The organism is Methylomonas sp. EFPC1 (assembly GCF_016925515.1).
GTDB lineage: Bacteria > Pseudomonadota > Gammaproteobacteria > Methylococcales > Methylomonadaceae > Methylomonas > Methylomonas defluvii.
Genome location: NZ_CP070494.1, coordinates 1,765,217 through 1,783,299, shown reverse-complemented (window position 1 = coordinate 1,783,299; position 18,083 = coordinate 1,765,217). Strand labels below are relative to the sequence as shown.

17 protein-coding genes are annotated in these 18,083 nt (G+C 50.4%); 11 read left to right on the top strand and 6 right to left on the bottom strand.

Features of this window, described 5'->3' with window-relative positions:
- Window positions 1-19 precede the first annotated feature (19 nt).
- From gspG to JWZ98_RS08315, 10 genes are read left to right on the top strand one after another with little or no spacing between them, the layout of a single operon-like run.
- Window positions 20-445, top strand: coding sequence for a type II secretion system major pseudopilin GspG (gene gspG / locus JWZ98_RS08360; protein ID WP_033159576.1), 426 nt, complete (start codon window positions 20-22; stop codon window positions 443-445).
- Entirely contained in the window at window positions 446-913 is a 468-nt protein-coding gene (locus tag JWZ98_RS08355) for a GspH/FimT family pseudopilin (protein WP_033159572.1), read from the top strand.
- A complete protein-coding gene (locus tag JWZ98_RS08350) occupies window positions 900-1,319 on the top strand; it encodes a type II secretion system protein (protein WP_205453943.1) in 420 nt (139 codons plus the stop codon). Before JWZ98_RS08355 ends, JWZ98_RS08350 begins: the two co-directional genes overlap by 14 nt.
- Entirely contained in the window at window positions 1,319-2,032 is a 714-nt protein-coding gene (locus tag JWZ98_RS08345; protein ID WP_205453942.1) for a prepilin-type N-terminal cleavage/methylation domain-containing protein, read from the top strand. The genes JWZ98_RS08350 and JWZ98_RS08345 overlap by 1 nt, the downstream gene beginning before the upstream one ends.
- Entirely contained in the window at window positions 2,025-3,005 is a 981-nt protein-coding gene (locus JWZ98_RS08340) for a type II secretion system protein GspK (RefSeq protein WP_205453941.1), read from the top strand. The genes JWZ98_RS08345 and JWZ98_RS08340 overlap by 8 nt, the downstream gene beginning before the upstream one ends.
- Window positions 2,983-4,155 carry a PilN domain-containing protein gene (locus JWZ98_RS08335; protein WP_101052140.1) on the top strand — a complete coding sequence of 391 codons (1,173 nt, stop codon included), beginning with the start codon at window positions 2,983-2,985 and terminating at the stop codon, window positions 4,153-4,155. Before JWZ98_RS08340 ends, JWZ98_RS08335 begins: the two co-directional genes overlap by 23 nt.
- Window positions 4,152-4,730: a type II secretion system protein GspM gene (gene gspM, locus JWZ98_RS08330; RefSeq protein WP_101052139.1), complete on the top strand. Its 579-nt coding sequence runs from the start codon at window positions 4,152-4,154 to the stop codon at window positions 4,728-4,730. The genes JWZ98_RS08335 and gspM overlap by 4 nt, the downstream gene beginning before the upstream one ends.
- On the top strand, window positions 4,727-5,344 hold the full coding sequence (locus JWZ98_RS08325; protein ID WP_205453940.1) for a hypothetical protein: 618 nt from the start codon (window positions 4,727-4,729) through the stop codon (window positions 5,342-5,344). Before gspM ends, JWZ98_RS08325 begins: the two co-directional genes overlap by 4 nt.
- Entirely contained in the window at window positions 5,334-7,598 is a 2,265-nt protein-coding gene (gene gspD / locus JWZ98_RS08320; protein WP_205453939.1) for a type II secretion system secretin GspD, read from the top strand. The genes JWZ98_RS08325 and gspD overlap by 11 nt, the downstream gene beginning before the upstream one ends.
- A 45-nt stretch (window positions 7,599-7,643) precedes the next feature.
- The gene (locus JWZ98_RS08315) at window positions 7,644-8,390 is read left to right on the top strand and encodes an MgtC/SapB family protein (protein WP_205453938.1); all 747 of its coding nucleotides are present in this window, start codon (window positions 7,644-7,646) and stop codon (window positions 8,388-8,390) included.
- Between the two features lie 68 nt (window positions 8,391-8,458).
- Here JWZ98_RS08315 and JWZ98_RS08310 read toward each other — a convergent pair whose 3' ends face one another.
- The 3 genes from JWZ98_RS08310 to JWZ98_RS08300 form a co-directional block, all read right to left on the bottom strand.
- Entirely contained in the window at window positions 8,459-8,671 is a 213-nt protein-coding gene (locus tag JWZ98_RS08310) for a hypothetical protein (RefSeq protein WP_033159564.1), read from the bottom strand.
- Window positions 8,672-8,987: 316 nt separating this feature from the next.
- Window positions 8,988-10,205 carry a M20 aminoacylase family protein gene (locus JWZ98_RS08305; protein ID WP_205453937.1) on the bottom strand — a complete coding sequence of 406 codons (1,218 nt, stop codon included), beginning with the start codon at window positions 10,203-10,205 and terminating at the stop codon, window positions 8,988-8,990.
- Window positions 10,206-10,223: 18 nt separating this feature from the next.
- Window positions 10,224-11,639 carry a sigma-54 dependent transcriptional regulator gene (locus JWZ98_RS08300; protein ID WP_205453936.1) on the bottom strand — a complete coding sequence of 472 codons (1,416 nt, stop codon included), beginning with the start codon at window positions 11,637-11,639 and terminating at the stop codon, window positions 10,224-10,226.
- Between the two features lie 228 nt (window positions 11,640-11,867).
- Here JWZ98_RS08300 and JWZ98_RS08295 point away from each other — a divergent pair, with 228 nt between their 5' ends.
- Complete coding sequence (locus JWZ98_RS08295; protein WP_205453935.1) at window positions 11,868-13,112, top strand: HlyC/CorC family transporter; 1,245 nt, start codon at window positions 11,868-11,870, stop codon at window positions 13,110-13,112.
- Between the two features lie 208 nt (window positions 13,113-13,320).
- On the opposite strand, the gene corA is transcribed toward JWZ98_RS08295, so the two are convergent.
- The 3 genes from corA to xrtA all read right to left on the bottom strand — a co-directional run bounded on the left by corA (window position 13,321) and on the right by xrtA (window position 17,959).
- Window positions 13,321-14,598 carry a magnesium/cobalt transporter CorA gene (gene corA, locus JWZ98_RS08290; RefSeq protein WP_205453934.1) on the bottom strand — a complete coding sequence of 426 codons (1,278 nt, stop codon included), beginning with the start codon at window positions 14,596-14,598 and terminating at the stop codon, window positions 13,321-13,323.
- Window positions 14,599-14,882: 284 nt separating this feature from the next.
- On the bottom strand, window positions 14,883-16,283 hold the full coding sequence (locus JWZ98_RS08285; protein ID WP_205453933.1) for a mannose-1-phosphate guanylyltransferase/mannose-6-phosphate isomerase: 1,401 nt from the start codon (window positions 16,281-16,283) through the stop codon (window positions 14,883-14,885).
- A 152-nt stretch (window positions 16,284-16,435) separates the two neighbouring features.
- Window positions 16,436-17,959, bottom strand: coding sequence for an exosortase A (gene xrtA, locus JWZ98_RS08280; RefSeq protein ID WP_205453932.1), 1,524 nt, complete (start codon window positions 17,957-17,959; stop codon window positions 16,436-16,438).
- Window positions 17,960-18,083 lie beyond the last annotated feature (124 nt).

Sequence of the window (18,083 nt, the reverse complement as noted above, 5' to 3'; positions counted from 1 at the left end):
TATAGAAGGAGTTTTGCAAATGAAACACATGTTACGCCGCCACGGCGGTTTTACCTTACTGGAATTATTGGTGGTATTGGGCATTATCGCCATGCTGGCCGGGATTGTCGGCCCACAGGTGATGAAACATATGGGCGCCTCCAAAACCAAGGCCGCCAGAGTACAAATCGAGGATCTGGCGGCGTCGCTGGACATGTACAAACTGGACGAAGGCCGCTACCCCACCAGCCAACAAGGCTTGGCCGCGTTAGTGGAAAGACCGGCCGATGCCAAGCGCTGGAACGGCCCCTACCTGCGTAAGGACAAAATCCCGCAAGATCCTTGGAATCAGGATTATCACTACGTCTTCCCCGGCCAACACGGTAAGTTCGATTTGTTCAGCTATGGTGCCGATGAAAAAGAAGGCGGCGAAGGCGAAGATCAGGATATCAACAGCTGGGAATAAATGACCGCCCTGCCCGCCCGCCAACGCATGCAAGGCTTTACGCTGATCGAGCTGATCATCGTACTGCTGATCAGCGTGCTGGCTTTTGCGGTGGTCGGCAGCAATATCGGCTCCGGCAACCGCAGTACCAAGCTACAAGCCGTCGCCAGGGATATGGCGTCGGCTCTGCGTTACGCCCACGGCCAGGCACTGATGACGCAAAAGCCGGTCAGTGTCGCCATCGACCTGCAAGACAACAGTTACCGCATCAGTAACCACGACAAAACTTATCCGTTTGCCGAAGAGATTGACGTGTCCTTAGTGGTCGCGGAGGAAGAGTTTAGCGAGGGCGAACAAGGCCATATTCGGTTCTTTGGCGACGGCTCGTCCACCGGCGGCCGGATCACGCTGGAATGGGGCAATCAATTGCGCCGCATCGACGTTAACTGGATTACCGGCCAGGTCAGTATTTCCGATGCAGCGGCATAAAGGCTTTTCCCTGCTGGAAATTCTGGTCGCCTTTTCCATCATGGCGATAGCATTGACGATACTGCTGCGCATCTTCGGCACCGGTGTTAACAATGCGGTTATTTCCGAGGAATACACTATCGCGGTGCAAATTGCGGAATCGCTGATGGCCCGCACTGGGGTAGAGACAGAGCTGACAGTCGGTGAAAGCCAGGGCACGGAAGGCGATAAATACGACTGGCAAATCACGGTCAATCCGGCGACGCCCGTGCAATCCCGTGCCAGTCTGAAAGATACGGATCCCGATCAACAAAAGCCGGCACCGGTGCTGATGTCGGTGCGGGTAGTGGTGGCGTGGGGAGAGGACGAACAACCGCGTGCCGTGGAATTGCATACCTTAAAACTACAACAACCAGGTCCGGGCTAGTGTCGCAGCATTCATCGGTAAAAGGATTTACGCTGATCGAAATGCTGATAGCCATCAGCTTGCTGGGGATCATGGTGGTCTTGCTCTTCGCCAGTTTGCGGATAGCCGCGGAAAGCTGGAACAGCGGTGAAGCCAAAATCAGCGAAGTGAATAAAAAAGCCGTGGTTTACCAATTCTTCAAACGGCATTTGAGCAATACCAAACCCTTCCCTATCATCCAGGAAAACCAAGCACAAAACGCTCAACAACTGGCATCGCAAGAATTGCCGAAACTGGCTTTCGAAGGCTTGCCGCAAAGCATCAGCTTTGTCTCTGCGCTGCCGGCCGCGTCGGCGCGCAAGGGCTTACAAGTGTTTCATGTCGGCCTGGACCCGCAGCAGCCGTCGACCCTGAAAGTCGCATTAACCCCTTACCGGCAAACCGAATCGATACCGGCCGACGCCGAACCCGTCGTGTTATTGGAAAACTTACGGCATTTCAAAATCAGTTACTTTGGCGCATCGGCTGACAACGTTGACGGTAATGGTGCTTGGCTGGACGAATGGCAAGGACAAGCCACCGGCCAGTTACCCAAACTGGTAAAAGTCAGCATCGCACTAAACGACGACAGTTTTTGGCCGGACATGATATTTGCATTAAAAATCAACGGCCAGCCGAACGCAGAAGCGTTGCTCGGCGAGCAAAACCAGCAGCCCGGCATCGCGAATGAATAGCATGCTTTGTGCACAGGCAGCCCATCGGCAACGCGGTCTGGCGCTGGTAATCGTCATTTGGATTTTGACACTGCTAAGCCTGATGGCCGGCAGTTTTGCGTTAAGTATGCGCCGGGAAAGCAGCGTCGCCGGCGCGTTGAAAAACAATGCCCAAGCCCTAGCACTGGCGGAAACCGGTTTAAACATTGCCCAATTCATGCTGCAACAGGCCGATCCCGAGCGGCGTTGGCAGGCGGATGGCAGTATCTATCGAATACCGGGCAACGATAGCGAAATTCGGATCCGAATTATCGCCGAATCCGGCAAAGTCGATATCAACGCCGCGGAGGAACCTTTATTAAAGGCCTTGATTAGTTCGGTAAGCGACGACAAAAAGCTACAGCAGAATTTGTTGGATGCCCTACTGGATTGGCGGGACGCCGACGATGATCCGCGTCCGCAAGGCGCCGAGAAAAAACAATATCGGCAGGCCGGGCTGGCTTATCAGCCCAGCAATCAACCTTTTCAATCCCTGGAGGAGTTGCAATTAGTGCTGGGGTTCAACGCCGATATTTTCGAGCAGCTGCAACCGTGGATTACCATCTATTCCGGACAAGCGGAATTAAACTTGCGGCGGGCACCGCCGGAGTTGCTGCAAATGGTTGGTGACAACCTGAAGGCACAGAATATTCATGATGTATACTTGGACAAACGCTTGTCTGAATCGGCTGCGGCAGACGATAACACGGCCGATCAGACCGATCCGGCATTGGCGGATGAAGAGCAAACGTATACTATTATGGTGCAAACCCTGCTGGAAGATCAGGCGACGGCCGCTATCGAAGCAGTGGTAAGAATCCAGAACCAAGACCCCAGCCAAGCGCCCTACCAAATCCTGGATTGGAAACAAGGTCAGCAAGTATTGGCCTTATTCGACTCGGCCAAGGAATCCCAGCTCATTACCGTTCAAGATGAATTTACAAACCAGCATTGATTTCGATCTGAAACGTTTCTTCCAGTGGTGGGGGCGAGAATTGGCGTTTTTGGTACCGAGTCGTCTCAGATCCTTGCTGACAGACCGTAGTGGCGCACTCGTAATCAGCGCCGCCGACGCGGATTTTCAAATCCGTTTTTACCGCGAGGCCGAACAGCAAACCCCGATGACATGGCGCTTGGACAGCAACCTCGCGGATAGTTATCAAACCTTGAAGGCCCAACATCCGGATTTTGAAAAAGCCGAATGTATCTTGCGCCTGGACCCTACACAGGCGCTAAAAAAAATCGTCTATTTACCCGCTGCGGCACAAGAGAATCTGCAGCAAGTTGTCGGATTTGAATTGGACCGTTACACCCCGTTCAAGGCTGAGCAAGTCTATTTTGCCGCTATCCCGCTCGGCAAAACCGAGCATGGTCAAATTGAAGTATTACTGGTATTTACACCCAAAACCGTACTGGACGAGCAACTGGTCAAACTACAGGCTTTGGGGATACAGCCGGTGCGGGTGGATTTTTGCCATGCCAGCACCGTTTGCCCTGCCGATGCGCCCGCTTACAATTTACTCCCGGAACGCTACCGGCCGCGCGGCAACGCCTTAGCTCAAGCCATGCATTGGCTGCTGAACAGCTTACTGTTACTGTTGTTTCTGGCAGTTTTGATTTGGCCGGTGTGGCAGGAAGGTCAAGCCGTCGATGTCTTGAAAAATCACATCAAAACGCTGGAAAAAGAAACCCGCGTAATAGAAGAACAACAGCACGAAATCGATGCCTTACGCCAGCAAACCCAACGTTTGATAGACATTAAAACCCAGTCTCCCGCTCTGGTTGCGGTATTGAACGAACTGAGCTCCTTGTTAAAAGATGACAGCTGGTTGACGCATTTTCAATTTGCGGACAAACGTCTGCAAATCCAGGGTCAATCGCCGGGCGCGTCGTCTTTGATCGGTTTGTTGGAAAGTTCCGGATATTTCAGCAATGTCAGTTTCGTCTCACCGTTGACCCAGGATAAAGCCACCGGGCGCGAGCGCTTCCAAATTAGTATGGATGTTAGCCCGCCACCCGCCGAGCCTGCTGAGGATACTGAGGCGACGACGACCAGCCAGCCTGCTCCAGCTGAATCCGAGGCAAATGGAGGGTCCGAGCAATGAATCAAGCGCGCTATCAGCGCTGGCTGGCACTGGCTTTACTCGGATTGGTGTTATTTACCGTGATATTTTTGGTACTGCTGCCTTTATTCAGCAGCTGGCTGGATTACCGCGAGCAAAAAAACGACCTGTTGTTTCGTTTGCAACGCCAACAAGCTATTGTCGCCCGCCGCGACAGCGTTGCCCAAAACCTGGAATCATTGAATCAACAATACCAACAGCAAGGCTATCTGAGCGACAGCGACACCGAAGCCTTGGCCTCAGCTGAGCTGCAAAACATCGTCAAGACCGCAGTAACGGAAGCCGGCGGCCAACTGACCAGCACGCAAGGTTTACCGGGCAAGGCCGAAGAGGATTTTGTGCGTATCGCGGTAAAAGTGCGCATGAGCGGCAGCATTGAAGCATTGCGCGCGGTGCTGCATAGTCTGGATACCAATATGCCCTTGCTGCTGGTCGATCAATTGGACATTTCCCCGGTACGCGGCGCGCGTAACCGCAGCACCAACAAAATGGACCCCAGTTCTCAGTTGAATGTCAGTTTTGAAGTGATCAGCTTTATGCGAGCCAAAGCCTCATGAATCAGAAACTGATCAGATTGCAATTACTGGGTTGCGGCACGCTGAGCCTGCTGTTGGCAGCGGAATGGATGTATAGTCAATATACCTTAAAGCAATTGCAAACACTGCTTGAGCCGCGCCCGCAAACCGAATCCCCGGCCGAGCAACTGCCCAATATCGCCGATAATAGCGGCTCTGCGGAAACCTACAGCGATATTGTCGATAGACCTTTGTTTGTGGAAGGCCGAAAGCCTGTCGCCGAAACCAATCCGACCGACAATTTGCAAACTCAAGATTCCGGACAAATCGACGATTGGGAGTTAATCGGCGTTTACGATAAAAATAACAAGCCGACCGCCTTGTTTAGAAAGCGCAACGAAGCCAAAAAGTTTTTAAAAATAACCGAAGAACAAAGCATATCCGGCTGGCTGCTGAAGCAAATACACGCCGACCATGTGCTGCTTCAGCAAGGCAGCCAGGAAAAATCGGTCGTATTGAGAAAGCCGCGTGCGCAAGTCAAGCCTCCGGTACCGGGCAAGCCAGCCGTACCGCCCAGACCGCCGCAGCCCAACGCCGTTGCCAAACCTATAGAACCAGTACCTAATGAAAATCCCGAGAACATCAATGACAACTAAAAAAATCAACATTCCTCCAATGTTGGCGTTGGCGCTGTCCATGACCGGCTGTGAATTTATCGGCCCGCAGTTGCATGAAAAACTGGCTATTGCCGATCACAAACCGGCTCAAGAAGATACTTTGTTGATTCCGGAACTGGCTAACGAGGCCAATAAAAACGCCGAAAATAGAATCACTAAAGTCGAAATGTACCCTAGCGGCGACGCAAGCATCGCCCCGCAAGCCGGCCACCAAGGCAGCGGCAAAACCAGTGGTAAGGGCGAATACAGTTTGAATTTCGATGACGCCGATCTGGGCGAAGTGGCGAAAGTAATACTCAGCGATATTCTGGGCCGGAACTACACTATCAGTCCGCAAGTGGTCGGCAAAGTAACCTTGCAAACTTCCAAACCCTTAAGCAAGGACGAGCTGATTCCAACGCTGGACATGCTGCTGAGCTTGAATAATGCCGCCCTGACCGAACAAGGCGGCATGTATCTGATTAAACCGTCCAATGAAGCCTTGTACAGCAGCTCAATCAGCTCGCTGTCCGGCGCCAAAATGCCCAATGGTTATCAGGTGCGGGTAATTCCGGTCAAAAATGTCGCGGCCTCGGAACTGGCGGAGATATTGAAACCGTTATTGCCGGAAAAATCCTTGCTGCATGTCGATCCGAACCGTAATCTGATATTGGTCGCCGGTTCCGGCGCGGAAATCTCCAGGGCGTTGGATGTGGTCAATACCTTTGATGTCGATATTTTAAAAGGCCGCTCCTTTGCTCTGTTTACACCGGCTAACGTCAGCGCCGGCAAAATCATTGAAGAGCTGGAGCAAATCTTCAACACCAAAAAATCCAAAGACGACGAAGCCAGCTTTTTCCGGTTTATCGAAATAGAAAGGCTTAACGCGGTATTAGCCGTCACCCATCAAGCCGGTTATCTGAAGGACATTGAAAACTGGGTATATAGGCTGGATCGCATTAACACAGCGGCAGCCGGCGGCGTAAATGTCTACCGGGCGCAACATGTCAGCGCCACCGATTTGGCCGAGACCTTAAGCAATATTTTCGGTAGCGGCGGTTCCGGCAAATCCAGCAAGGCTTCTATCGCCTCCGGCCGCAAATCATTATCGGCCACCAATAAAAAGTCGGATAGTTCATCAAGTAGCAGCGCAGGCAGCGCCAACCGGCAGCAGGATTCGATGAGCGATAGAACGCTCAGCGACCGAACCAAAGATAAAAGCGGCAGCGGCGCACTCAGCGGCAATTTAAGCGGCAATTCGGGCGGCAGCAATAACAACGATATGCCGAATGTAAAAATCATCGCCGACGAAGGCAATAACGCACTGATTATCGTCGCGACCGCCCAGGAATATGCAGTGATTGAGCGCGTGTTAAAACAGCTGGATGTGCTGCCTTTACAAGTGATGATCGATGCCACGATTGTGGAAGTTACGCTGAAAGACGATTTAAAGTATGGATTGCAATGGTATTTTAGCCACAATAACGGAGGAAATAACGATACAGCTGGAGGCTCTGCACAAGGCTTGAGTCTCACAAATGTTGCTAAAGATGCTATGAAGGCATTTGGCACAAGTGGTTTCTCCTACGCTTTTTCTAGCGGTTCGAAGGACATTCAAGCCGTACTAAATGCCAGTGCTGTCAATAATAACGTCAATGTCATCTCCTCGCCGTCCTTGATGGTACTGAACAACCAGGAAGCCACGATCAAAGTCGGCGATTCGGTGCCGATACGTTCCTCAGTTTCCAGCAATTTGAGCAGCAACAATTCCAATAACGGTATCGTGCAAACCAGTTCGATCCAGATGATCGATACCGGTGTCAATTTGTCGGTTAGGCCCAGGGTGAATGCCGGTGGATTGGTGCTGATGGACATATTACAAAGTGTTAATCAGGCTATCAAAACCACGACCAGCGACACCATCGACTCGCCCACCATTCAAAAAAGGGAAATCGAGAGCAGCGTTGCGGTACAAAGTGGCGAAACCATTGTTTTGGGCGGTTTGATCAAAGAAAACAACGATTATTTGCGCGACGGCGTGCCGCTACTGCACGAGATTCCCTTAATCGGGCCGCTTTTCGGCGGTACGACGCGGAACAAGGACAAAACCGAGCTGGTGGTGCTACTCACCCCCCGCGTGATGAAAAGCCGCCAAGATGCTAGGGATATAACAGACGAGTTCAAACGTAAACTTTCCGGCATCTATTATCAAAAACCTGTTGAAATTAATGTTGAAGTGGAGACGGTGCAATAGGCTCAAACCTGTAGCCCTTATCCGCCCAAAAACCGGACGGTAAACATGAATCCAATCTCGCCGGACCGGCTGATTTCGTTTTGGTCGATTGCCCAATTGGAAGCCAGCGTGGTGATACTGATGAATATCGTCGGCGCCCTGTTTTTGGGCATGGTGGTGGGCTACGAACGCTCCTATCACGGCCGGGCCGCCGGCATGCGCACCTATGGACTGGTGTGCATGGCTTCCGCGGCGGTAACGGTTATCGTTGGTTACCCGCAGTTCTGGTTTGGCGGCTTATTGCCGCTCACCACTACCGCAGACCCTACTCGGGTTATTCAGGGCATCGTGACGGGTATCGGTTTCTTGGGTGCCGGCGTGATCATGAAGGAAGGTCTGAACATCAGCGGCCTGACGACCGCTGCATCAATTTGGGCGTCTTCGGCCATCGGTATTTTATGCGGCGCCGGGTTTTATTTTGCGGCCATTGTGTTGGCTTTAATTGCGTCGGCGACGATGATCTGGGGCGGGCGAATCGAGGCAGCCTTGCCTTCCCGGCATGCAGTGTCTGTCATTTTGCGTTTTCAAACTGGTTATCGCCCCAATCAGACCGAGATCAATGATTTGGCAAATGTCTTGGGGTATAGATTGGCCGAAGGCTCGGTTGCCGTTATCAGCAACAATAAACACGAAGAATGGCATCTGGTTTTTATTGCAACCGGTAATCATAAAATATCGATTCCTGCGATTGCGGAAAGCCTGGAACGCTGCGATTTTCTCAGCGGTTATCAAGTCGCCTTTGCCCGAAACTGAGCGTCAGGAAGCAGTGAATCGTTAAGACGCCCTGCTTCCTCACCGCTTTTCTCAGTTGAATTGCCGGGTTATTCCAATACGTTTTTCACACATTGTCTGGCGAACGTATTAATCGACAGCGTATCGCTTAAGTATTGGTTGAATAAACCGCTGATATCGACCGGGTTGAGATAGACATAAACGCCGCAGCCGGTTAGCGCGATAAATTGCTGACTCAGCGTTTCAACGAATAAAGTGCGTGTGTTGCTGAGTTGGGTGATTTCGTTGCTTGAGGTTTTCATGACATCCACCTAATTTGCTGGTTAAACCCAACAACCAAGCAGCATGATCCACGCCAAATCACTCATCGATTACGCTTCAATAGCCTGAGCGCAAACCGGAATCCGTCCAAGTACCTCAAAATCCTGCTTTTTCTAAAACAAAAGAAACCCAGACTGATTCTTTCCCGGGTTGATGCTTTGAAGGAAAACGCTCTCCTCATGAGCTAAGCATGGAAAACTGTGCACTGACCTGGCAATTTTGTCGCAAAAACTGCCAGAGTTGTCACAAAACCGGCATTTTCAATCCACTCTGTCACAGTCGTTTGGCAGGCATTATTTAAGCTGACAGACAAGTTTCTAACAATCTCACCCAATAGGTCGCGCCTAGAGGCAAAATATCATCGTTAAAATCGTAACTGGTGTTATGCAGGGCACAAGGACCGGCGCCATGACCAATACTGCGATGATCACCGGCGCCGTTGCCGATGAAGCAGTAGCTGCCGGGTAACTTTTGCAGCATAAACGCAAAATCTTCGGCGCCCATCGTGGCTTTTTGCTCCAAAACATGCCGGTCGCCAACAATAGAGGTCATTACGCTACGGGACGTTTCGACTGCCTCACGGTGATTAACAGTCGGCGGATAACTACGTTTAAATTCAAAATCACATTCCATCCCGTGTGCCAAACAAATATGCCGGGCAATTTCCCGCATGCGAGTTTCAATCAAATCCAGTAGTTGATTGGAAAATGTCCGTACCGTACCGGCCAGTTCGCAGGTATCGGCGATGATGTTGGTCGCCTCGCCGGCGTGCACCATAGTTACTGAAATCAAACCGCTATCCAAGGGATTGGCGCTGCGGGTCAGGATGGTTTGAAACGCCATAATCATTTGCGCCGCCACCGGCACCGGGTCCAAGCCTAAATGCGGCAATGCCGCATGACAGCCCTTGCCGCAGATGACGATGCGAAAGGTATTCAAGGATGCCATGACCGGTCCGGGACTGACGGCAAATTGTCCGGCCGGCAATTCAGGCCAATTATGCATGCCGTAAACCGCTTGCATGGGAAACAAGTCGAACAGGCCGTCCTTGATCATCTCATCGGCGCCGCCACCGCCCTCTTCCGCAGGCTGGAATATCAGATAGACAGTCCCGTCAAAATGCCGCTGGGTTGCCAAATATTGCGCCGCTGCCAACAGCATAGCGGTATGGCCGTCATGCCCGCAGCCGTGCATTTTGCCTGGGTGCCGCGAGGCATGCGCAAAGCTGTTTTGTTCATGCATCGGCAAGGCGTCCATATCGGCACGCAAGCCGATAGCCTTGTCGGAACTCCCTGCTTTGATGATCCCGACTACACCGGTTTTACCCAAGCCGCGATGAATAGGAATCCCCCATTCAGTCAACTTTGCCGCGACCAGCTCGGCGGTACGCACTTCCTCGAAGCACAACTCCGGGTGCGCGTGTATATCGCGGCGCAATGCGCGGATACTGGCAATATTGGCGACAATTTCCGGTATCAGAACAGCTGGCAACGATTCAGCATGGAGTTTATTCATCGGGAGGTACTAAGCGGTCTAAGCCGCATCGGTTTTGCGCAGCTTTTCCACGAGCGTAGTTCTGCGCATGTTCAGCAGTTTGGCGGCATGGGCGACAACGCCATTACATTCCTCCAACGCTTGACGGATCAATTCGTTCTCAAGATCGGTGAGATATTCCTTAAGATCGATACCTTGCTCCGGTAAATGTACTGCCGTGACAGCGCCAGGGGTCGGCATCGCCAGCGCTTCCCGCTCGGCCGGCCGCACGATGTGAATGTCTTGCTCGGGCATTGATATCTGCACGCCTTCCGGCACTTCATAAGCCTGAAATTTTTCCGGTAAATCGCCGACATCGACACTAGCATCCGGGCTAATGATAGCCAAACGCTCGATCAAATTTGACAGCTCTCGGACGTTACCGGGCCAACTATGCTGCATCAAGGTGGCAATTGCGCGGGGCAATAAACTGACGGTTCCCCTATTGGCGGCTTCCATACGGGCAACCAAATCGTTGATTAAATAAGGTATATCTTCCGCTCTTTCCCGCAAGGCAGGCACTTCGATCGGAAACACATTCAGACGGTAAAATAAATCCTCGCGAAAGCGCTTTTCGGCGATTTCTTGTTCCAGGTGGCGATGCGTCGCGGCAATAATCCGCACATCGCAATGGATGGTTTTATTGCTACCGACGCGCTCAAAAGTGCGTTCCTGCAATACTCTTAACAACTTTACCTGCATCGGCATCGGCATGTCGCCAATTTCATCCAAAAACAGCGTACCGCCTTCCGCCATTTCGAAACGACCTTGCCGCGAAGTCAACGCGCCGGTAAATGCGCCCTTCTCGTGACCGAACAATTCGCTTTCCAGGAGTTCACCGGGAATAGCGCCGCAATTGACCGGCACGAATGGCCTGTCTCGCCGCGCAGAGGCACGATGTAGCGCTTGCGCCACGACTTCCTTACCTGTGCCGGATTCGCCGAGAATAAGCACCGTGGCGTCGGATTTGGCGACTTGATCGATTTGAGCGCGGGTTTTTTGAATGGCCTTACTTTTACCTGCCAAGCCTTTATCCGGTAGAGACTTCTTAGTGGATTGAACGGGCTGCGGCAAGCTATCCAACAATTGAATCAACTGCGGATAAACAGTCGGCCACTCCAAGGTTTTGTTGACCATTTGTTGAATTGCACTCACTACTTGCGGCCCACCCGCGTCCACCAGCAAAATCACAGGAATATCGCCAACGCTTTCGGTGACCGTTTTGATCAAGCTGGCTTGTTTATCGCCACCGCCGCCGACAAACACGGCATCGAAACTATCATGTTCACGGAGCACCGCTTCGAATTCGCTGCTGACAACCGTCTCCACCCTATATTCCAAAAACCGGAGGATACATTCCACTTGCTGACTGCGGTGGGTGTTGTCATCAATGAGCAAAATTTCTGGCAAAGCCATGCGTATAATCTCTGCAAACTACGTTGTTTTAAGGCGGAAGGGGGTTGCTGATTTTAAGTTAAGCATCGAATCCGGTTATTGTCAAAATGGCCCCATTTCAAGCTATTGCATAGTTTAGTTCATGTTGTTTACATCGATTGACTATTAAACGACCCAATTTTGCAGCTTGACAAATTTTCCACAACATAGAAACTAGCTCAATGTTTAACAGCCAAGAGCCCCGTTGCCTTGAACGACATATCCTTAAGTATACTGTTCGGTATACTGGCAGCCTTACTGATCATTTCAGCTTTTTTTTCCGGTTCTGAAACCGCCTTGATGACGCTGAACCGTTATCGGTTGCAGCATTTGGTGAAAAAAAATCACAAGGGAGCTATTAAAGCCCATCAACTCCTCAAAAGGCCGGACCGTTTGCTAGGCCTGATTCTGCTGGGCAACAATTTTGTCAATATCCTGGCATCGTCCTTAACAACTTTGATTGCCATCCGCGTTAGCGGAGATAACGCCATAGCCCCGGCCATCGGCCTGCTGACTTTCGGCATGCTGGTATTTTCCGAAGTGACCCCAAAAACCTTGGGCGCCCTCAAACCCGAGTTACTGGCGTTACTGTCCTCCTGGATTTACATTCCATTATTAAAAATCTTTTACCCCTTGGTATGGGTGATTAACGCTATATCCAGCCTGTTATTGTGGCCGTTCGGTATTAAAAGCACGAGTAATACGGCTATCGAATCGCTGAATAAAGACGAGTTAAAAAGCATCGTGTCTGATGCCAATCATTTACCGACGCGCTATCAAAACATGCTGTTGAGTATTTTAGATCTGGAATCCGCCAGCGTTACCGACATCATGACCCATCGCAATGAAATTGTCGGTATCGATCTGGAAGAATCAGTCGAAGACATTATCAAGCAATTACAAAATAGCCCGCATACTCGCCTGCCGGTATACAAAAAAAATATAGACCGGGTGATAGGTTTTCTACATTTACGTACGATTTTAGCGCAAATTAGTGATCCTGATTTTGACAAACACAATATCACCAACAGCCTATCCAAGCCTTTCTTCATTCCGGCCAGCACCTCGATTCATAAACAAATGCAAATCTTTAAGGCCGAAAAACTCCGTATTGGCTTAGTGGTCGACGAATATGGCGACGTACAGGGATTAGTGACGCTTGATGATTTATTACAGGAAATCGTCGGTGAACTGGTCTCCGAAGAACCCGATATAAAAATGCAAAAAGACGGTAGCTATCTGGTGGATGCCGGCGTAACCATCCGCGAACTCAATCGCATCACCCACTGGGATTTGCCCACCGAAGGCCCGAAAACCTTGAATGGCTTGGTAATCGAATACATGGAAACCATTCCGGAACCAGGTACCAGCGTGAAACTGCATGGGCATATTATTGAAATAATTAAGCGCGATGAAAACGCGATCAAGCTGATTAAATTCAATCCCAAACGCTGACCAAAATTTATTTTAGGCAAAAAAAAGGCGGTTATTTTTAATAACCGCCTTAGAAGCAATAGGAAGAAATATAACGCAACTTTAAACTATCAAACCGAACTAAAAAGTTAGGTTAATCATAGTGGCGAAAATTTCAAATTCAAATGTGACATATTGTCGCAGGTTGAGTTTGAGCGTTAAACAGTTCAGCGGTATGTAAATTGCTCGCTTACCTCAACCACCCCTTCCTTTTAAAGAAAATAAACGGCAATAATACCGAGATAGTCATCAATCCGAGTGCAAAAGGATAACCCAGCATCCACTGCAATTCCGGCATATTCTCAAAGTTCATACCGTAAATACTGGCAATCAGGGTGGGCGGCAACATTGCCACCGAAGCAACCGAGAAAATCTTGATCACCTTGTTCTGATTGATATTGATAAAACCGACGGTGGCATCCATCAGGAAGTTAATCTTGTCGAACAAAAACGCGGTATGGCTATTAAGCGATTCTATATCGCGCAGAATTTGCTGCGCATCTTCCAACTGCGTGGTATTCAGCAGTTTGCGGCGAATCAAAAACGACACGGCGCGCTGAGTGTCGAGCATATTCCGGCGGATTCGGCCGTTTAAATCCTCCTCTGCGGCAATATCGGTCAAAATATCCGCAGCTTCTTCGTCGCTAATATCCTGGCTCAAAACTTTTTTGCTGACAATTTCCAACTGCTCGTAAATATTCTCCAGCGCATCCGCGGAATACTCGGCTTCAGCGCCGTATAAATCCAGCAACATATCCTTACAATCGGAGACAAAGCCTGGCTGCGTGCGGGCCCGTAAACGCTGTAAACGAAACACCGGTAATTCTTCGCTACGTACCGAAAACAACATGTCACCGCGCAGTATGAACGCGACCGGTACACTGCGCGATTTGCCTTCGCGATCCAGTAAAAAATCCGAATGTATATGAATTTCGTGCTGATCCTCGACGTAGAACCGGGCGCTGGCTTCCAAATCGGTCAAATCCAGGGGGTCCGGCAACTCCAGGCCATAATGTTGCCCGATAAGCAGCCGCTGCGCCTTGCTTGGCGCCAACAAATCGATCCAGATCGGCTTGATGGCGTACAAATCGTGGCGGCAGGTGATAGCGACCTTAGCGAGGCGACCTTCGACCAACTCGAATGCGCTCATTTGTCCCACGCCACAATGCGGTTCTCGGTCGCCTACCAATGCTTCGCGCAAGGTGTCGGACAATTCCCAAAGCACATCGTCCTGCCTGGCTTCCTCGACCTGCTGCCAGACCAAGTTAGCATCCTCCAGGTCCAGAGCATGCAGAATTTGCCCAATTTCGATAGCAGACAGCCGCGCCAACAGACTACGCAGTTCCACCATGTGCTGCTTTTGTACCAAAGCAGTGATCAGCTTACGTCGCGGCATAGGCTGATTGTTCAGCATGCCTTCGACAAGCTTATGTTTTTTCAACAAATCGTTGATCGTTTGTAGCGACAAGAGCAACTCCGGAATAAAGCAAGCACCAAATTTTTTATTCGGCGGGTATAAAACGGCTAACTTTAAACCAAAACGCTGACAAAAAATCCTTCGCCGCTCTTCGTTGAACGGCGAACTTCAGTAAATTTAGACAAAAACACTTAATTTTGGTGACACATCGAACGATAGAATCATGCAAATCATCTGTTCACAATGGCCGAGTAATGCCGTTTGGCAGATGATTTACACGAGATGCAGTCGTCAAAAAGCGCATCTTGGCGCCGCGATAAGCAGACAATTCCGAGTTAAATACGGCCGTATTGATCTTCGTAACGGACGATATCGTCTTCGCCGAGATAGCTGCCGGATTGGACTTCCACCATTTCCAACGGAATCACTCCCGGGTTCTCCAGGCTGTGAATAACGCCCAAAGGGATATAGATCGATTCGTTCTCGGTGACTAAAATTTTCTCACCGTTTTTATCCACCCAAGCAGTACCTTTGACGACTACCCAATGTTCGGCACGATGATGATGTTTTTGCACCGATAGTTTCGCACCAGGCTTCACGACTATACGCTTGGTTTGATGGCGCTCTCCAGCATCGACCAAATCGTAATGCCCCCAAGGCCTGTAAACTTTACGATGCACGCTGGCTTCACTGCGTTTCAATTTTTTCAGTTGATCGACTACTTCCTTGACGTCTTGCACCCTATCCTTCGAGGCAATCATGACCGCATCGTCAGTTTCGACCACCACCAAATTATCCACACCGATCACCGCTACCAATTTGTTGGCCGAGTGAATATAGGAATTGCACGTATCTACCGTCAACACATCGCCTTTGATGGCATTGCCGGCAGCGTCTTTATCGGTTACATCCCAAAGTGCGGACCAGGAACCGACATCGTTCCATTCCGCATCCAACGGGATCACCACCGCCTTATCGGTTTTTTCCATCACGGCGTAATCGATGGAATCTGATGGACACGTCGAAAAAATCTGCTTATCCAATCGCACAAAATCCATATCCGGCTTTGCTGCCCGCGACGCCTCTCTACACACTTCCAGCATTTCCGGATTGAATTTTTCCAGCTCCCGCAAAAAGCAACCCGCTTTAAAAGCGAACATGCCGCTGTTCCAAAAATATTCGCCACTTTCCAGATAGCGCTGCGCGGTTTGCAAATCGGGCTTTTCAACAAATGCGGCAACTTTATAGGCTTCACCATGGCGGGTATCGCCGCGCTTGATGTAGCCATAGCCGGTTTCCGGCTCGGTCGCGACGATGCCAAACGTCACCAAAAGATCCTGTTTCGCCAACAGTTCGGCTTGAACCACCGCCCGATGGAAAGCGGCACGATTACCGACCACATGGTCAGCCGGCAAAATCAACAACACATCGTCTTCGGAGCGTGCACTTAATGCCGCCATCGCTACGGCCGGCGCGGTATTTTTGCCGACAGGCTCCAAAATAATGGCAGCCGGTTTGATGCCGATTTCCCGCATTTGCTCTGCGAGCATAAATCGATGGTCTTCGTTACAAACCGCAATGGGTGCTTGTAAGCCGGCAACGCCATCAAGCCTTAAAATGGTTTCCTGAAGCATGGTGTTGCCGGACACCAAGGGCAAAAATTGCTTGGGATACTGACCACGAGACAAAGGCCATAGCCGAGTTCCTGAACCACCTGATAATACTACCGGGATCATAATGTCGTTTTCCTTACGGGCTGAATGAAAATGGGTTGAGCTAGTCTAACATTTAGGTAACTGCTGGGGTCAAGCCTTGGATCAGGTAATTTGACTCACAAATTTGCCCCTTCGTTTTCATTGAATTGTCACAATAAGCTCAGCGCAGCCGTTTAATCACAACAAGCTACCGCGAGCTGTTTCAATTTTTGCCGGGCCAAATCGTAATCTCCATCCGGGGTTTCGGTATACATAACGACAAGCAACTCAGCGGATGCATCACCTGACAAACGTTTCAGCAATTGCCACCATTTCGCCAGATAGGCATTGGCGGTATTTTTGTCGCCAACCCTGTACCAACGCTCGACTAACAAGCTCCGATGTGTACTGTTTAGTACCGCTTCTTCAATATCACCGCTTTTATCAGCTGCCCACTGCATGGCAATGACGTCGTCATGCAGCATCCGCCATATCGGATGTTTTTGCGGCACCAGATAATTTTGCGAATTGACCAGTTCACCGCCTTGGGTTTCATCGCCGAAATTGGCAAAATACATACCGACTATCGTTTGACCATCGCTTAAATAAACTTTGGCATCCGCCACCACACCCTTAAAATTGGGCTCCCAACCCCAATCGGGCACTGCAACCGGCTGCCAATCAGGCAAAGACGGACTGCTAAAGCGCTCGGGTACCTCGACGTGGGCGGCCTGCAGTGCGGATAGGCCTTGTGACGCAAACGGCCAAATGAAAACGCATAAAGCGGTTACTGTTAAGGCTGGCCAATAATGTTTGTAAATCGTTGCAGCATCAGCAAGGTTAGAGTCACCCGCCAAATCCGGGGTCGATGCGGCCGCTACCCCAGCATCCGAATCGTGCCAAAAAGAGCCAAAATAAAACAACGCAAACATGACGATCCCAAAAAACACCCAGCCGTAAACGATGTGATCGACACCCGCAGCCAGCTTCATGTTACTGAAGTGGCCTATCATCACAATCAAATAGGCGCGCAGACCGTTAGCTAAAATCGGCACCAAAAACGAGAGCGCAATGAAGATAGTCCGTTTCTTGTAGCTGCTGTAATTGAGATACGCATAGACCGAACCCAGTGTTAGCGAAGAAATCAAATAACGCAAACCACTGCAACCCTCTACCACCGACCAGTTACCCGAGGTTAGCGTAAAAAACAAGCCTTCCCGGTAAACACTCATTCCGGTCAGCCGTATCAGCGTAACGACAAAGGTGGCGGTGTATTCCATTAAAGGCGGAATAAATGCTTCCCCGAATGGCACCATCAAAAATAAAAACACTATCGGAAATAACATTTGCGCGACGGTATGGCTGCCAAGCACGGCCCAAAAACCACCGACCAAAACACCAACCACGGCCCATTGCTGAATCACCGCAACATGCACCAAATCCGCAATTAACCAGCCAAATCCGCTAACGATAATAAACAGCAAACCTAACGGGCTAAAAGCCGGCCGTAAATCTCGATAGAGCTCCCGGCGCGACCAAATCAACCAAACACTAACCGGGGCCACTAAAAAACCGTGCGTGAATGTGTCTGACCGCGACCAAATAGCGACAATTTCTGACCAGGTCTCAAAAAAAGCCGCTACTGAAACCAGGGTAACCAACACGACGCCCAGCAGCGGTTTACGCCAGTGTTCAGGCAGTCCTAAAGCTTTTAACATTCTATTTCCTCTGCTATTTAGTGGTTACTCAACTACGAACGCCCGCGTCGTCTATATGCTACAGAGCCTAGACTCATCCCAATGTTTAGCGAATGGCTATTTACCGCTGTTATCATAAGCCTGC